Below are 15,430 nucleotides of genomic sequence, written 5' to 3'. Positions count from 1 at the left end.
CGCAACACCGTGATCGTCCGTTCGTTCAAGGAGATCGAAGGCACCGACCGGCACGTGAAATCGGCGTCCGGCACGTGGGAGAGCAAGCGCATCGTCCTCGCCAAGGAGAAGGTCGGCTTCTCCCTGCACGAGACGATTCTGTACGCGGGCACGGAAACGGACATGTGGTACGCGAACCACATCGAGGCGGTCGTCTGCACCAAGGGCGACGCCGAACTGACCGACCGTGAGACCGGGAAGACCTACCACATCACTCCCGGCACCATGTACCTCCTCGACGGCCACGAGCGGCACACGCTCAAGGTCAAGGAGGACTTCCACTGCATCTGTGTCTTCAACCCGCCCGTGACCGGACGGGAGGACCACGACGAGAACGGCGTCTATCCGCTGCTCACCGAGGAGGTGTGAGTCACCGTGACCACGACCACGCACGTCACCGATCTCTACCCGACCCGCGGTGCCACCGAGGTGGTCACCCCTCGCAAGGACCCGGTCGTCTGGGGCTCCCCGGACACTCCCGGTCCCGTCTCCGCGGCTGACCTCCAGGCGCTCGACCGCGACGGCTTCCTGGCCGTCGACCAGCTGATCGGCCCGGACGAGGTCGAGGTCTACCACCGCGAGCTGGAGCGGCTGGTCGACGACCCGGAGATCCGCGCGGACGAGCGCTCGATCGTCGAGCCGAAGTCCAAGGAGATCCGCTCGGTCTTCGAGGTGCACAAGATCAGCGAGGTGTTCGCGAACCTGGTGCGCGACGAGCGGGTCGTCGGGCGGGCCCGGCAGATCCTCGGCTCGGACGTGTACGTCCACCAGTCGCGGATCAACGTCAAGCCCGGCTTCGGCGCCAGCGGCTTCTACTGGCACTCGGACTTCGAGACCTGGCACGCCGAGGACGGTCTGCCGAACATGCGCACCATCTCGGTCTCGATCGCGCTCACCGAGAACTACGACACCAACGGCGGTCTGATGATCATGCCAGGGTCGCACAAGACGTTCCTCGGCTGCGCCGGCGCCACGCCGAAGGACAACTACAAGAAGTCCCTGCAGATGCAGGACGCGGGGACGCCGTCCGACGAGGCGCTGACCAAGATGGCGTCGGAGTACGGCATCAAGCTGTTCACCGGCAGGCCCGGTTCGGCGACGTGGTTCGACTGCAACTGCATGCACGGCTCCGGCGACAACATCACGCCGTACCCGCGCAGCAACGTGTTCATCGTGTTCAACAGCGTCGAGAACACGGCGGTCGAGCCCTTCGCCGCCCCGGTCCGCCGCCCCGAGTTCATCGGGGCGCGGGACTTCACTCCCGTCCGGTGAACCACCCCCCGGCCGGGGGTCCGGGGGTCGCCCCCGGTGAACACAGCACCGGGGCGCGGGACTTCACCCCGGTGAAGCAGGAACACACGGCGGTGATGTGCGCACCGCCTCACCGACCGCGGGCCGGCGCCTCCTCGTGTGGGACAAGGAGGCGCCGGCCCGCTGCCGTGCGCTCAGCCGGACAGCGCGTCGAGCAGCCGGTCCACGTCGGCGGCCGTGTTGTACAGGTGGAAGGACGCCCGCAGGTGGCCCGCGCGGTTCGACACCTGGATGCCCGCCTCGGCCAGCTCCGGCTGCAGCCGCCCCAGCCCCGGCACGGACACGATGGGCGAGCCGGGCGCGGGCACGGGCCCGTGCCCCAGCTCGGCGAGTCCCGCGCGGAACCGGTCGGCGAGGGCGAGGTCGTGGGCGCGGACGGCGTCCACGCCGATCTCCTCGACGAGCGTGAGGGACGCCCGCAGCCCCGCGTAGCTGAACAGCGCGGGTGTGGTGTCGAACCGCCGCGCGGAGCGGGCGAGTTCGGTGAGCGGGCCGTAGCAGCTGCCCCACGGGGCCTCCCCCGCGCGCCAGCCGGCCTGCACCGGGACGAGGTCCCCGAAGTCCTCGGGGACGACCAGGAAGGCCGCGCCGTGCGGGCCCAGCAGCCACTTGAAGGCGATGGAGACGCTGTAGTCGTACGCGCCGGCCTCCACCGGCAGCCAGCCCGCCGCCTGGGAGAAGTCGACGTAGGTGCGCGCCCCGTGGGAGCGGGCCGCCTCGCGCAGCGCGGGCAGGTCCGCGATCCGGCCGTCGGCGGACTGCGCGGCGCTGACCGCGACCAGCGCGGTGCCCGGCCGCACGGCGTCGGCCAGCCCGTCCAGCGGCGCGGCCCGCACCGTGAGGTCGCCGCGCGCGTGGAAGGGGTTGAGCACGGAGGTGAAGTCGTCCTCCGCGGTGAGGACCTCGGCGCCCGGCGGCAGGGAGGCGGCGACCAGCGAGGAGTACAGGGCGACGGTCGCCCCGGCCGCCACCCGTTCGACGGGCACGCCCGCGATCCGGGCGTAGGCGGCGCGGCAGGCCTCGACGTCGGCGAACAACGGGGCGAGCGGTCTCCCCTCCGCGCGCAGCCGCGCGGCCGCGTCGAGCGCGGCCACGGCACGGGCGGGCAGCAGGGCGCTGCTCGCGGTGTCCAGGTAGGTGTTCTTCGGGGTGAACTCGGCGCGGACGAGGCTCTCGAAGGTCTCCATGGGACCACTCTGCGGCCCCGTCATCTCCCCGTCCATGGCATATTTCTGCGCGGTACCGCTAAGGAGTGCTTATAGGTACGCCTCGGCCTGCGCGTTCTACCGCTGGGGCACCGCGCACCCGTCCGGGCCGCAGGCCTCGGCGTCCGTGCCGCCGTCGACGAGGGTCAGCGGCGCGCGCTCGCCCCAGGCCTGGGCGAGCGCCCGGGTGAAGACCTCGACGGGCTGGGCGCCGGAGACGCCGTACTTCCGGTCGAGCACGAAGAACGGCACCCCGCGCGCGCCGAGCCGCGCGGCGTCCTGCTCGTCGGCGCGCACCTCGGCGGCGTACGCCTCCGGGTCGGCGAGCACCCGGCGGGCGGCGCCGGTGTCGAGGCCGGCGGCGCCGGCGAGTTCGACGAGCCGCTCGTCGTCGCCGAACAGGGAGCGCTCCTCGGCGAAGTTGGCCCGGTAGAGCAGGTCGAGCAGCTCCTCCTGGCGGCCGTGCTCGCGGGCGAGGTGCAGCAGGCGGTGCATGTCGAAGGTGCCGCCGTGGTCGCGGCCCCGGGTGCGGTAGGGCAGGCCCTCGGCGGCGGCCTGGGCGCCCAGGTTGTCCTCGCCCGCCTCGGCCTGCGCCTGGCTCATGCCGTACTTCTTGGTGAGCATCGTGAGGACGGGCTCGATGTCGTCCTTGGCGCGGCCCGGGTCCAGCTCGAAGGAGCGGTGCACCACCTCGACCCCGTCACGATGCGGGAAGGATGCCAGCGCCCTCTCGAAACGGGCCTTTCCGACATAGCACCAGGGGCAGGCGATGTCGCTCCAGATCTCGACGCGCATGGGCCGGCTCTCTCCAGGGTCGTGCGGCTGCGGAGACTCCCTCCGCAGCCGGATGAACGTTCAAGCAGTCGTCGGCATTCCCCGGCGCGGGACGGGCCCCGCTCAGCTTCCGTCGCGCAGGTCCGGCGGCCAGTACGGCCGGTACTCGATGCGGTCGAAGGTCACCACGCAGCCCTCCCCCATCGGCGACTGGGTCGCGAACCCGGCCAGGGCGGCCCCGGTCTCCTTCTCGTCACCGAGGGTGAACAGGCGGACGAAGGTCCACCGCTCGCCGTCGCGGGAGGCGTGGAAGGCGAAGGCGCGCCCGGTGCGGCTCACCCGCAGCCAGACGGTGTCGCCCTCCACGGTGAAGGAGTTGGCGTCGTCGGAGTGGCCCCGGGTGACGACCGTGCAGACGGTGGGCACGTCCGGGGAGTACTCCAGGCAGAGCTTGGCCCAGGCGCGCTCGCCGACGTGGACGTAGAGCACCCCCGCGTCGAAGGCGCCGGCGAAGCCGACCGTGACGCGGGCGATGAGCTGGAAGTCGCCCTCGGGCGCGCCGAGCAGCCGGGGCGCGTCGGCGGCGGACTCCAGGGACTCGCCGGTGGGCGGCACGAAGCGGTCCTGCCGCGGTCCGGCCCAGCCGGTGAGGGCGCCGTCCTCGTAGGACCAGGAGCCGTCGGGGCCGTAGGTCCGCAGCGGGAAGGGGAGTTCGGGTAGGTCGAGGTCCATGGCGGGATTGTTCCAGGCGGTGCGCAGGGCCGCGCGGCCGGTCCGGTCAGCGGCCCCGGAAGGTGTCCAGGACGACCGCCCGGGCGACGGCGAGCCGCTCATCGGGGCCGGCACCAGGATGATCCTCACCTCGGCCGACGACATCGACGTCGTCGCCGAGGCGCGGGACGGCCGGGAGGCCGAGGAGGCGCGCCGCCGTCTGTCCGCGCTCACCGAGCGGGAGCCCGAGGTGCCGGCGCTCCTCGGGGAGGGCCCGTCCAGCGCGGGCGCCGGGGCCCGGCTGCACATGAGCGAGGCCACGGTGAAGACGTACGTCAGCCGGACACTGACCAGGCTGGACTGCGACAACCGGGTGCCGGCCGGCTCCTGGCCCGCGTCGCGGGCCTGGAGCCGGCCGGCGGATGAGCCGGGTCAGCGCTCCAGGCGGCCGTTGAACCGGCGGGGCAGCCCGAGCGGGTTGTCGTCCTTCAGTTCCGGCGGCAGCAGCGCCTCGGGGGCGCCCTGGTAGACGACGGGCCGCAGCCAGCGCTCGATGGCGGTGCCGCCCACGGACGTGGAGGTGGAGGTGGTCGCCGGGTAGGGGCCGCCGTGGTGCTGGGCGGGGGCGACGGCGACGCCGGTCGGCCAGCCGTTCACCAGGACGCGTCCGGCGAGCGGGGTCAGTTCCCGCACCAGTTCGGCCCCGCGGCCCTGGCCCGCCGCCTCCTGCGAGGACAGGTGCACGGTCGCGGTGAGGTTGCCGGGCAGCCGGGACAGCACGGCGCGCACCTCGGTCTCGTCCGTGTAGCGGGCCACCACGGTGACCGGTCCGAAGCACTCCTCCAGCAGCAGGTCGTGCTCGCCCTCGCGGGTCAGCCGCTCGGCCGGGACGGTGAGGAAGCCGGCGCTGACGGTGTGATCGCCGCCCGCGCCCGCGGTCACCGGGGACTCCACGTCGGGGAGCTGGGCGCGCTCGGTGACCCCGGCGAGGAAGTTGTCGCGCATGCGGTGGTCGAGCAGGACCCCGGGGTCGGTGTCGCTGACCGCGTCCGTCAGTGACTTCAGCAGCGCGTCGCCGGCCGCGGAGGCGGGGGCGAGGACCAGGCCGGGCTTCACGCAGAACTGGCCGACGCCGAGCGTCATCGAGCCGGCCAGTCCGGCGCCGATCGTCTCGCCGCGTTCGGCGGCGGCGGCCTCGGTGACCACGACCGGGTTCAGCGAGCCGAGTTCGCCGTGGAACGGGATGGGCACGGGCCGGGCGGCGGCCTCGTCGAAGAGGGCGCGACCGCCGCGGACGGAGCCGGTGAAACCGGCCGCCGCGACCAGCGGGTGCCGGATCAGCTCGACACCGGCGTCGAAGCCGTGCACCAGGCCGAGCACCCCGTCGGGCACCGCGTGCCGGGCGGCGGCCCGCCGGATCACCTTGGCGACCAGCTCCGACAGGGCGGGGTGGTCGGGGTGGGCCTTGACGACGACGGGGCAGCCGGCCGCCAGCGCGCTCGCGGTGTCGCCGCCTGCCACGGAGAAGGCGAACGGGAAGTTGGACGCCGAGTACACGGCGACGACGCCCAGTGGGATCCGGTAGCGGCGCAGGTCGGGGACGGGCGGGGTGGCGGTGTCGTCGGGGTGGTCGATGACGACGTCGAGGAAGGCGCCCTCCTCGACGATGCCGGCGAAGGCGCGCAGCTGGTAGCAGGTGCGGGCGAGTTCACCGGTGAGCCGGACCGGGCCGAGCGCCGTCTCGGCGTCGGCGGCCTCGACGAGCCGGTCGCGGGCGGCTTCCAGCTCGTCGGCGGCGGAGCGCAGGAAGGCGGCGCGGACGGTGCGGTCGGCGAGCGCCTCGCGCGCGTCGTGGGCGGCCCGGACGGCGGCGTCCACCTCCTGGGCCGTGGCCTCCACCGCGACCTGTTCACGCTGCTTCCCGGTTCGGGGGTCGACACTCCAGACTGGTGCTGCTGCCACCGCGGGTCCCTCCACTTGAATGCCGCTTGCCATGCCGCAGTACGGACGCCACCCACAGCGCCTGTTCGATATACTGAACACTGTCTCTGTGGGTGAATGCGCTTCGGAGACTATTTCCCGGCGAACGAAGGGGTCAAGGGCGATGTCGGCTGGCGAGACGGGCGGCGGGGCGCAGGTCAAGTCCGCGGTGCGGACCGTTGAACTGCTCGAATACTTCGCCGGGCGCCCCGGGATGCACTCCCTGGCGGCGGTCCAGGAGGCCGTCGGCTACCCCAAGTCCAGCCTGTACATGCTGCTGCGCACACTCGTCGACCTCGGCTGGGTCGAGACCGACGCGACGGGCACCCGGTACGGCATCGGCGTGCGGGCCCTGCTCGTGGGCACCTCGTACATCGACGGCGACGAGGTCGTCGCGGCGGCCCGGCCCACGCTGGACCGGCTCTCCGACGACACCACGGAGACCATCCACCTGGCCCGTCTCGACGGCACCAACGTCGTCTACCTCGCCACCCGTCAGTCCCAGCACTACCTGCGCCCCTTCACCCGCGTCGGCCGCCGGCTGCCCGCGCACTCGACGTCGCTGGGCAAGGCGCTGCTGAGCACCTGCACGGACGAGCAGGTGCGCAAGATGCTCCCGGAGACGCTGCCCGCGCTCACCGAGAACACCATCACCGACCGGGAGAAGCTCATCGAGGAACTGCACCAGGTGCGGGAGCAGGGGTTCGCCGTGGACCGCGAGGAGAACACCCTGGGGCTGCGCTGCTTCGGCGTCGCCATTCCGTACCGCACGCCCGCCCGGGACGCCATCAGCTGCTCGGTCCCGGTGGCCCGGCTCACCCCGGCGCACGAACAGACGGTGAAGGACGCCCTGTTCGACGCCCGCGACCGGCTGACCCTGGCCACCCGGAGGCTCTGACCCGTGGACATCGCCCTGCGCCCGGTGCACGACAGCGACCTGCCCGTCTTCTACCGGCAGATGAACGACCCGGAGGCGGTGCGGATGGCCGCCTTCACCCCGGAGGACCCGGCCGACCGGGACCGCTTCGACGCGCACTGGGCGCACATCCGCAGCTCCCCCGGGATCGTGGCGCGCACCGTGCTCGCGGACGGTGACGTGGTGGGTACCGCCTCCGTCTACGGCGAGGGGGGCGAGCGCGAGGTGACGTACTGGATCGACCGCGCCCACTGGGGCAGGGACATCGCCACGACCGCGCTGCGCCTGCTGCTGGCGGAGGTGACCGACCGACCGCTGTACGCGCGCGTGGCCGCCGACAACGCGGGGTCGCTGCGGGTGCTGCACAAGTGCGGTTTCCACGTCACCGGGGAGGCCACGGCGTACGCGCCGGGGCGGGGCGAGGAGACCGGCGAGCTGGTGCTGGAACTGGAGGGCTGACCGCGCGTCGCGGCACCGCGGGCGCCGTCCGGACGGCGGGGGAGGCCGCGTTCGGGGACCGGACCCCTCCGGCCGGAAGGCCGTCCGCGCGGACGGACCGCCCCTCCCCCCGGGGGCGGCCCGTCCTCTTCCGCCCGCACCCGCCCGGCGCCCGGGATCCGCTCGACCGGGCCGGCCGCGGAGCGGACCGGGAACGGCGTCGTCCTCCGCGCGCCGGACGCGGTGCCGGACCTGACGAGCGCCCCCTGCGCCGGAGGGCCGACGGGCGCGCGCCGGCCGGACCGCGCCCGTCCGGGACGGAGTTCGGGCGGGGCCCGGAGGACGGAGCCGGCTGTCGGCCCGTCAGACGGCGTTCGGCCCCCCGCACGAACGCATGAACGATCACTGCTACGCTCCGGATCTCGTCCGGTCGACGCCGGACACGCACACGCCGTCCACACGACGCGCACAGCCACACAGGTGCCCGCCGGGCGCCCGACGCCGCCGCGAGGGGAGGGAAGCCATGGGCACCGTCGTCGACGACACCGCCTCCGTGGAGTTCCACGCCTTCTTCGAGCGCCACTACGCCGAACTGTCCCGGCTGGCCCATCTGCTGACCGGTGAGGCGGACGCCGCCGACGACCTGGCGGCGGACGCGCTGCTGGCGCTGTGGCACCGCTGGGACCGGGTGCGGGCCGCCGACCACCCGGTGGCGTACGCCCGGGGCGTGGTGGCCAACCTGGCCCGCACCCGGATCCGCAGCGCGGTGCGCGAGCGGCGCCGGATCGCGCTGTTCTGGCCGCAGCGCGAGGAGCGGACCGAGAATCCCGACGTGGCGGGCGTGGTGGACGTGCGGGAGGCGCTGCGCCGGCTGCCGTTCCGCAAGCGGGCGTGCGTGGTGCTGCGGTACGCCTTCGACCTGTCGGAGAAGGACACCGCGCTGGCCCTGGGCGTCTCGGTGGGTACGGTGAAGAGCCAGACCTCGAAGGGGATGGCCGAACTGCAGCGGCTGCTGGGCGCGCGGGAGGTGCCGCAGCGGGTGCACGCGGCGATGGGGGCGGCCGCCCGCGGGGACAGGGCCGAGGGCAGGCGCGAACGCTCCGGCGGGGCCGAGGGAAGGGACCGGTGACGATGCGGCGGGACGTGCACGAGGAGCTGCGCGCCCGGCTGCAGGAGGCGGCCGGGGCGCACGAGCCCGACCGGGAGCGCATGCTGGCCCGGATCGAGCGCGGCATGGCCGGCCCGGCCCGGCCGGACCACCGGGCCCGGCGCCCGCCGGTGTTCGGCTGGCTCCGGATGGCGGGCGCGACGGCCGCGGTGGCCGGTGTGCTCGCGGTGGGCGGTTACGCAGTCGCCTCCGCGGTGAAGGGCGACGAGCCGCCTTCGCAGCGGCACGTGGCCGTCTCGCCGGTCCCGGCGCCCACGCCCTCCCCGGGCGCGACGAGCAGGGCGCCCGTGCCGCCGGTGGAGCCCTCCCCGGACGCCCCGGACGCCCCGGACCGGCCGCGGGACACCGGCACCCCGTCCGCCGGGACGCCGAGTGCGTCCGGCACCGTCCGGCCGCCGGCCGGGGTGGAGGACGGGCCGCTGTGGTCGGACGGCTCGGTGGACCCGCACAGCAACGAGTTCTGGGCGCAGAGCAACGTCACCCTGAAGACCGCCGAGCGGCTGACCGCGCTCACCGTGGAACTGCGGATCGCGCAGACCGGGGGGGTGGCCTCCACGGGCGCCTGGCGTTCGCTGCCCGAGGCCGACTTCGACCTCACGGTCCGGGAGCGGGGCGGCTTCCTCGTCTACACCTGGACGCTCAAGGAGGGCCGTGCGGTCCCGCCGGGCGAGTGGGTGTTCGCGGGGCAGTACGACCACGAGCGCGGCGGCCGGGACGCCGGGGACGACCGCTACACCGCGACGGCCGCCACCGGTGGGCAGCGGCTCTCCGTGGGCGGCGACTTCGCGCGCCGGGGGGACAAGGCGGCGGCGGACGAGGGTGGTTCGTCCGACGACGGGGACTCGTGACGGCCGGCCCGGAAAAAATCTTCGGAGAGGCGGCAACCCTTCCCGCTCCGGCGGCGACCAAGAGACGCAAAGACCCTCTCCACGCAAGGAATGGCATGACTGCACGAGCCGAACAGCGCGTCTCCCACCGGCGCCGGACAGCGAAGAGGCGGGCGGCGATCGCCGGGTTCTCCGCGCTCGGCATCACGGGTGCGGCGATCGTCACCTCGACGATGCTGTCCACCGCGAGCGCCGCCCCGTCCTGGCCCTCGGACACCGGCGGCAAGCCGGTGTCGAAGACCGTGCCGGTCTCCGGCGTCTACGACGGCGGCATGAAGAAGTTCTACGGCACCGGCGCCCTGGGCGGCGACGGCCAGGACGAGGGCCAGGACCCGATCTTCGAGCTGGCCGACGGCGCCACGCTGAAGAACGTCGTCATCGGCACCCCGGCCGCCGACGGCGTGCACTGCAAGGGCAGTTGCACGCTGGAGAACGTGTGGTGGCTGGACGTCGGCGAGGACGCCGCCAGCTTCAAGGGCAAGTCGTCGTCGGCGCAGTACAAGGTGATCGGCGGCGGCGCGCGGAAGGCCGACGACAAGGTGCTGCAGTTCAACGGCGCCGGCACGCTGACCGTGAGCGGCTTCCAGGTCGAGGACTTCGGCAAGCTGGTGCGCTCCTGCGGCAACTGCAAGACGCAGTACAAGCGCACGATCGTGCTGAAGGACATCGACCTCACCGCGCCCGGCAAGTCGATCGTGGGCATCAACACCAACTACGGCGACACCGCCACGCTGTCGGGGATCCGCATCCACGGCGACAGCAAGAAGAAGATGAAGACCTGCACCCGCTACCAGGGCAACAACTCGGGCAAGGAGCCGAAGGACCTCGGTTCCGGCCCCGACGGGAAGTACTGCAAGTTCTCGGACTCGGACATCACCTACAAGTGATCCCGCCGCGTCCGTGACGTGACTCCGGGCCGCCGTCCCGATGTCCGGCGGCCCGGTCCCGGCGACGTCCGAACCCCCCCTCGGACCCGCCGGAGCCCCGGCCCTTCGGACCCCCGTCCGAAGGGCCGTCAGGGCGCCCCCGCCGGCCCACGCCCGGTGGGGGCGTCCGCGTTTCCCGGTGCGGAGTCCTCCGCGCGGGTGTCCGGGGCCGGCGGCCACCAGCGGCACGGCGAAGCCGGACACGGCCCTGCACGGCCCCGAGCCCGGGGTCCCGGGTCGCCGCGTCCGTCCGGACGCAGGAGGACCGCCCGGCCGCGTCGTCCACCGGCGGCTCCCACCGGGAAGCCCCCGTGACACCGCACCGGGCGCACCGTCCGGTCACCGCGCTCGGGGCCCTGTTCACGGGCCCCGGCCGGGGCGTCGCCCTCGGGCCTCGCCCCCGGTGCCGACGAGCGGTGCTTCGCCGACACCGCCCGCGACCTGGCGTCCGGCGCGGTCCTCACCGGTCACGGCACGCCCGCTCCCGGGCCGCACGGTTCACCGTGACGGCGGTGACCGGGGACCGCCCCGCCGCTCCGGCGTCATGGAAGGGGCGGGCCGGCCGGTCCTCGGCCGCGCGGATCAGCCGCGCAGGACGGAGCCGAGCCAGGCGTGCACCTCGTCCTGCATCGCGGCGTCGAAGACGTGGCCGGCCTCGGGCCAGGTCTTCAGCCGCAGCCGCTCCTCCGCCCCGCACGAACGCCAGACGGCGCGCAGCCGGTCGTACGCGGCCCGTACCCCGCCGGCGGGGAAGAGGGCGTCGCGTCCGCCGTGGAAGAACAGCATCGGCTTCGGCGCGGCGATGCTCGCCACGTCGGGGATGTCGAGGTACCGGGCGAGCCCGGGGTGGAGCATGTGGAACGCCGACTGCCCGCGCAGCGTGTTGTTGCCGGGGACCATCATCTCCCTCAGGCCCGTCATCCAGCACACGCTCGCCGCGGCCGCGACGTCGTCGCTGAGGGCGGCGACCTGCCAGGCCCGGTAGCCGCCCATGGAGAACCCGAGGGCGGCGACCCGGCGCGCGTCCACCCGGTCCAGTCCCGCCAGGAAGGCCGCGGCCCGCTGGTCCTCGCGGGCGTGGAGTCCGGCGAGCGAGGAGCCGAGGTGGAAGAGGTTGCTCGCCAGCGCCTGTTGCTGCTCGTAGGCGAGGGGCCCGCGCTCGCCCCAGCCGAGGGCGTCCAGGCAGAGCACGACGTGGCCGCGCCGGGCGAGTTCGTCCCCGACGAAGCGGCCGTCGAAGTGCCGGCCGGCCCATTCCCCGGCGGAGGCGAGCCGGGCGTCGTCGTACCAGGGCCGGACGGCCTTCTCCTTGCCGATGTCGAACCGGGAGCCGTGGTCGTGCAGCAGCAGTACGGCCGGGAAGGGGCCGGTGCCCCGCGGGGTGAGCAGGGCACCGCGGACCCGCGTGTGGCGGGTGAGGGTGACGGTCACGAGTTCGCGCGTGAAGCCGTCGGCCTCCGAGCGGTCCGTGTACCGCGGCGCGTACGGGAGGCCGTCCTGGCGGGGCACGACGAGCAGTTCCTCGACCTTGGCCCGGGCCGCCCGCCGCCACGCGGGGAAGTCCCGGACCGGCGAGGTGCCCCAGGCGAGCGGGAAGCGCAGGTCGTCCCTGAGCGCCCGGTGGAGGCCGGGCGGGCCGGGGACGGGGGCTGTCACCGGGGCCGCCAGTCGCCGAGGTGGGCCCGCGGGGTGTGGGAGGCGGCCCGGACCCGGTCGAGCTGCGGCCGGTTCTCCGGCACGGTGATCACGGCACCCGGTCCGGTGTTGCGGTACTCGGCGAAGCGCTGCTCCTGCCAGGGATGGCCGCTCGACATGTTCGCGTACGGGGCGACCGCGTCGATGCCCGCGTCGATCCGGGTCTCGCGGACGGTGAGCATGGGCCGGGCGGTCGGGTCGGAGCTGGGCACCCAGGGACGGGCCAGCTTGTAGAAGCCGTCCGGCGCCTCGCTGCTGATCCGGCTGCGGGTGACCAGGAAGCCCCGCGGGGCGGCGACGGCGGTGGAGGGCGCGAAGACGAAGCCGAAGGGGGCGGAGCTCAGGTCGGGGCGGAGCAGCGTGCGGAAGTGGCAGTCCTCGAAGACGGCCGTGGCCCGGCCGAAGACGAAGTCGACGTCGCCCTCGGCGTAGCAGCGCGCGAAGTACTGGCGGGCCACGGTGGCCGGGGACGCCGAGTCGGCGTAGAGGGTGTCCTGGTGGCCGAGGAACCGGCAGTCGAAGAAGGCGCTGCGGTCGCCCATGACCTTGACGGCGACGGCCTGTGTGCCGCTGATGCCGGGGTGGTCGGCGCGCAGCCAGTCGTTGGCGAAGGTGATCCGGCGGGCGGTGAAGCCGTCGGGGCGCAGGGTGGTGGTGGCCGACCCGGAGGTGCCGTAGGTGCCGCCTCCGGGTTTGGGGGTGCCGGCCGCGTTGTCGTGGACGACGACCACGTCACGGGCGTCGTCACAGGCGCCGATCCAGGTCATGTCCGTGCGGTCGGCGGGGACGGAGACGGTCTCGCGGTAGACGCCGGGGGCGATGACGAGGGTGCGTCCGGGGCCGGTGGCGGCGTCGACGGCGGCCTGGACGCCGGTGAAGTCGCCGGCGCCGCGCGGGTGGACGTACAGGGTGGTGGGGGTGAGCCGCGCGGACGGCGAGCCGTGGCGGCCGAACGGGCCGCGCGGGCGGCGGTGCGCGTGGGCGGGTGCGGCGGCCAGGGCGAGGGCGGAGCCGGCCGCGGCGCCGGCCAGCAGGGCGTTCCTCCGGGACAGGGGCGAGGGCATGCGGGTGCTCCTTGGGGGACGGGCGGGGGCCGGTGCGGTCGGCAGTGGGGGCGGACCGCACCGGCGGTTCGGCGGATGCGGGTCAGCGGAGGCGGCCGGCGCCCGCGCCGAGGCCGACCAGGACGGGCACGGCCCACGCGGGGTGCACGGTCCTGCGCAGGGTGGGCGTCCAGCCGGCGCCGGAGCGCAGGGTCTCCTCGGGGACCTCCGCGTTGTGCACGGCGATCAGGTCGACCGGCCTGCCGTTGACCAGGTTGTGCCGGGCGGTGAGCGGCGCGTCGTTCCATCGCTTGAGGATCTTCGCCGGGCTGATGCCCCGGGGCAGGGTGAACGCGTTGTGCTCGGCGACGAGCTGGGACTCCTTGCCGATGCCGAAGCTGTAGCCGTAGCCGGGGCCGGCCACGAAGTGGTTGTTGTAGACGTCGACCTGCCCGAAACGGACGCGCGGGGTCCGCTCGGTGAGGTCCTCGAACAGATTGTGGTGGAACGTCACCTTGAGCTTGCCGCGGTCGCCCGCGGCGGTGGACTCGCTGTCGCTGTTGCCGATGAGGATCGTCTTGTCGTGCTCGGTGAAGACGTTCCAGGAGGCGGTGACGTGGTTCGCGCCCCGGACGATGTCGAGTTGGCCGTCGTGCTGCTGGTAGAGCATGCCGAAGTGGGTGGGGGCCGCGCTGTCGGGGTGCGCGCCGTCGGTGAAGGTGTTGTGGTCCAGCCACACGTGGGTCGAGCCGTGCACGACGACGGTGTCGTACTCGCTGTTCCAGTTGCCGCGGTCGCCGTCGGTCGGGTCCCACTGCGGGAAGCAGTCGACCGGGCTCTCCAGGGTGAGGTTGCGGACGATGACGTTGTCGACGCCCTTGATCTGGAGGCTGGCGCCCTTGACGGCGGCGCCGCGGCCGACGCCGATGATCGTGGTGTTGGAGGGGACGTTCACCTTGATCGCCGCGTCCTGGTTGGCCGCGGAGGCGCGGCGCAGGCCCTCGGGGCTGTCGTCGGGCTCGTCGGCCAGGTCCCGGTCCAGGCCCCAGGTCTCGGGGGCGTACGTCTCCAGGTAGGCGTCGAAGTCGTAGCCGGGGGCGGCGAGCGCGTCGCAGCCGTCGGCGACGGCGTCGAGGGTGCCCTTCACCTTGATGATCTTCGGGGCGTCCCCGCCCTCGGCGAGGGCGGCGGTGAACTGGTCCCAGTCGGTCACGGTGCGGACGTGCGCGGCGTCGGCGGCGGCGCCTCCGGTGGTGCCGGTGCCGTGTGCCGCCCAGCCGTCGCCCGCGGGCAGGGTCTGGCGTGCGGGGTCGCGGTGCGCGTGCGCGGGGGTGTGGGCCTGCGCGGCGGTACCGGTCAGGGCCAGTGCGAGGGCGGTGCAGCCGGCCAGCACACCGGCCCTTCTGCCATGTACATGCCATACGAATGCGTTCATGGTGCGGCTCTCCTGTTCATGGTCCGGGGGGTGTCACGCGGCGGCCTCCGGCCAGGTGATCCACGACGGGGGGATCTCCTGGTCCAGCCGCCGCACGTCGTGCGGCGCGAGCACCCGGGTGCGCAGCAGCTCCCGGGCGACCAGCCGTGCCACGGCGATCGCGCCCGTCGGGGAGAAGTGGGTGTTGTCCTGCTCGGTGTCGGTCCAGTTGAAGTACGTCCGCGTCGCCTCGGGCCCGAGCTCCTGCCACAGCGCCAGGGACAGCGCCTGGACGTCGAGCAGCGCGACCCGCTCCTGCCGGGCCAGCGCCCGCATCGCCGCCGGGTACTCCCCGTGGCTGGGCACGGCCCGCCCGTCCGCGTCGAACCGCCGCCGCTCCACCGGGGTCGCCAGCACCGGACGCGCTCCCCGCGCCCGGGCGCCGTCCAGGTACCGGCGCAGGTACTGCCGGTACGTGGTCCAGGGCTCGGTGTACCGGCTGGGGTCGCCGGTCTTCTCGTCGTTGTGCGCGAACTGCACGAGCAGCAGGTCGCCCGGCCGGATGCCGGCGAGGATCGCGTCCAATCGCCCCTCGTCGGCGAAGCTCTTGGAACTCCGCCCGTTGACCGCGTGGTTGGCGACGGCAAGACGGCGCCGGAGCAGGAAGGGCAACGCCGTCCCCCACCCCGTCTCGGGCGCGGCGTCGGCGTACTTCTGGGCGGCGGTGGAGTCACCGGCGATCCAGAGCGTCCGCCGGCGCGGGGCGCCGTGCGCCGTACCGCTCACGGCCGCCCCCAGAGGCACACCGGCCCCGGCGACGACAATCTGTCTGCGCGAGAGGGACACAACCTGTTCCTTTCCACGAAGGCCGACAGAACCAGGGGCGCGGGGAACTGCGCGCCCGGCCGGGGACGGCCCGCGGC

Annotated in this window: 15 protein-coding genes and 1 pseudogene; 8 read left to right on the top strand and 8 right to left on the bottom strand. The window is 73.9% G+C overall.

All coding sequences use genetic code 11. The annotated features are described in order from the left end of the window. Positions 1-9: 9 nt before the first annotated feature. On the top strand, positions 10-408 hold the full coding sequence (locus C1708_RS25180) for an ectoine synthase (protein ID WP_106414818.1): 399 nt from the start codon (positions 10-12) through the stop codon (positions 406-408). Between the two features lie 6 nt (positions 409-414). Beyond that, positions 415-1,311, top strand: a complete 897-nt coding sequence (gene thpD / locus C1708_RS25175) for an ectoine hydroxylase (RefSeq protein ID WP_106414817.1) — start codon at positions 415-417, stop codon at positions 1,309-1,311. A 173-nt stretch (positions 1,312-1,484) separates the two neighbouring features. Here thpD and C1708_RS25170 read toward each other — a convergent pair whose 3' ends face one another. From C1708_RS25170 to C1708_RS25160, 3 genes are all read right to left on the bottom strand, one after another. Beyond that, complete coding sequence (locus C1708_RS25170) at positions 1,485-2,537, bottom strand: aminotransferase class V-fold PLP-dependent enzyme (protein ID WP_106414816.1); 1,053 nt, start codon at positions 2,535-2,537, stop codon at positions 1,485-1,487. A 96-nt stretch (positions 2,538-2,633) separates the two neighbouring features. Further along, entirely contained in the window at positions 2,634-3,350 is a 717-nt protein-coding gene (locus C1708_RS25165) for a DsbA family oxidoreductase (RefSeq protein WP_106414815.1), read from the bottom strand. Positions 3,351-3,452: 102 nt separating this feature from the next. Beyond that, positions 3,453-4,061, bottom strand: coding sequence for a DUF1349 domain-containing protein (locus C1708_RS25160; protein WP_106414814.1), 609 nt, complete (start codon positions 4,059-4,061; stop codon positions 3,453-3,455). 178 nt (positions 4,062-4,239) lie between these two features. Here C1708_RS25160 and C1708_RS35225 point away from each other — a divergent pair. Next, positions 4,240-4,466: pseudogene (locus tag C1708_RS35225) on the top strand (response regulator transcription factor); the annotation flags it as partial. Positions 4,467-4,472: 6 nt separating this feature from the next. On the opposite strand, the gene C1708_RS25150 reads toward C1708_RS35225, so the two are convergent. Beyond that, complete coding sequence (locus C1708_RS25150) at positions 4,473-6,002, bottom strand: aldehyde dehydrogenase (NADP(+)) (RefSeq protein ID WP_106414813.1); 1,530 nt, start codon at positions 6,000-6,002, stop codon at positions 4,473-4,475. 142 nt (positions 6,003-6,144) lie between these two features. Between C1708_RS25150 and C1708_RS25145 the strand changes: the two genes are divergently transcribed. The 5 genes from C1708_RS25145 (at position 6,145) to C1708_RS25125 (ending at position 10,316) form a co-directional block, all read left to right on the top strand. Beyond that, the gene (locus C1708_RS25145) at positions 6,145-6,918 is read left to right on the top strand and encodes an IclR family transcriptional regulator (protein ID WP_106414812.1); all 774 of its coding nucleotides are present in this window, start codon (positions 6,145-6,147) and stop codon (positions 6,916-6,918) included. 3 nt (positions 6,919-6,921) lie between these two features. Then, entirely contained in the window at positions 6,922-7,395 is a 474-nt protein-coding gene (locus C1708_RS25140) for a GNAT family N-acetyltransferase (RefSeq protein WP_106414811.1), read from the top strand. A 502-nt stretch (positions 7,396-7,897) separates the two neighbouring features. Further along, complete coding sequence (locus tag C1708_RS25135) at positions 7,898-8,503, top strand: SigE family RNA polymerase sigma factor (RefSeq protein ID WP_106414810.1); 606 nt, start codon at positions 7,898-7,900, stop codon at positions 8,501-8,503. After that, on the top strand, positions 8,500-9,390 hold the full coding sequence (locus C1708_RS25130; protein ID WP_106414809.1) for a hypothetical protein: 891 nt from the start codon (positions 8,500-8,502) through the stop codon (positions 9,388-9,390). The genes C1708_RS25135 and C1708_RS25130 overlap by 4 nt, the downstream gene beginning before the upstream one ends. 95 nt (positions 9,391-9,485) lie before the next feature. Continuing rightward, a complete protein-coding gene (locus tag C1708_RS25125) occupies positions 9,486-10,316 on the top strand; it encodes a pectate lyase (RefSeq protein WP_106414808.1) in 831 nt (276 codons plus the stop codon). A 621-nt stretch (positions 10,317-10,937) separates the two neighbouring features. Here the strand turns inward: C1708_RS25125 and C1708_RS25120 are convergent. From C1708_RS25120 to C1708_RS25105, 4 genes are all read right to left on the bottom strand, one after another. Continuing rightward, on the bottom strand, positions 10,938-12,011 hold the full coding sequence (locus C1708_RS25120; RefSeq protein ID WP_106414807.1) for a dienelactone hydrolase family protein: 1,074 nt from the start codon (positions 12,009-12,011) through the stop codon (positions 10,938-10,940). Beyond that, entirely contained in the window at positions 12,008-13,114 is a 1,107-nt protein-coding gene (locus C1708_RS25115) for a pectinesterase family protein (RefSeq protein ID WP_106414806.1), read from the bottom strand. Before C1708_RS25115 ends, C1708_RS25120 begins: the two co-directional genes overlap by 4 nt. A gap of 82 nt (positions 13,115-13,196) precedes the next feature. Beyond that, the gene (locus C1708_RS25110) at positions 13,197-14,528 is read right to left on the bottom strand and encodes a pectate lyase family protein (protein ID WP_106414805.1); all 1,332 of its coding nucleotides are present in this window, start codon (positions 14,526-14,528) and stop codon (positions 13,197-13,199) included. A 33-nt stretch (positions 14,529-14,561) separates the two neighbouring features. After that, on the bottom strand, positions 14,562-15,353 hold the full coding sequence (locus C1708_RS25105; RefSeq protein WP_106414804.1) for a rhamnogalacturonan acetylesterase: 792 nt from the start codon (positions 15,351-15,353) through the stop codon (positions 14,562-14,564). Between the last annotated feature and the right edge of the window lie 77 nt (positions 15,354-15,430).

The organism is Streptomyces sp. DH-12 (assembly GCF_002899455.1).
Lineage (GTDB): Bacteria > Actinomycetota > Actinomycetes > Streptomycetales > Streptomycetaceae > Streptomyces.
This window is presented reverse-complemented; position numbering and strand designations above follow the sequence as displayed.

Excerpts from the sequence above, each read along its gene's own strand:
- C1708_RS25170 (WP_106414816.1), bottom strand. The coding sequence starts at position 2,537 with ATGGAGACCTTCGAGAGCCTCGTCCGCGCCGAGTTCACCCCGAAGAAC.
- C1708_RS25165 (WP_106414815.1), bottom strand. The coding sequence starts at position 3,350 with ATGCGCGTCGAGATCTGGAGCGACATCGCCTGCCCCTGGTGCTATGTC.
- C1708_RS25160 (WP_106414814.1), bottom strand. The coding sequence starts at position 4,061 with ATGGACCTCGACCTACCCGAACTCCCCTTCCCGCTGCGGACCTACGGC.
- C1708_RS25145 (WP_106414812.1), top strand. The coding sequence starts at position 6,145 with ATGTCGGCTGGCGAGACGGGCGGCGGGGCGCAGGTCAAGTCCGCGGTG.
- C1708_RS25135 (WP_106414810.1), top strand. The coding sequence starts at position 7,898 with ATGGGCACCGTCGTCGACGACACCGCCTCCGTGGAGTTCCACGCCTTC.
- C1708_RS25125 (WP_106414808.1), top strand. The coding sequence starts at position 9,486 with ATGACTGCACGAGCCGAACAGCGCGTCTCCCACCGGCGCCGGACAGCG.
- C1708_RS25115 (WP_106414806.1), bottom strand. The coding sequence starts at position 13,114 with ATGCCCTCGCCCCTGTCCCGGAGGAACGCCCTGCTGGCCGGCGCCGCG.
- C1708_RS25110 (WP_106414805.1), bottom strand. The coding sequence starts at position 14,528 with ATGAACGCATTCGTATGGCATGTACATGGCAGAAGGGCCGGTGTGCTG.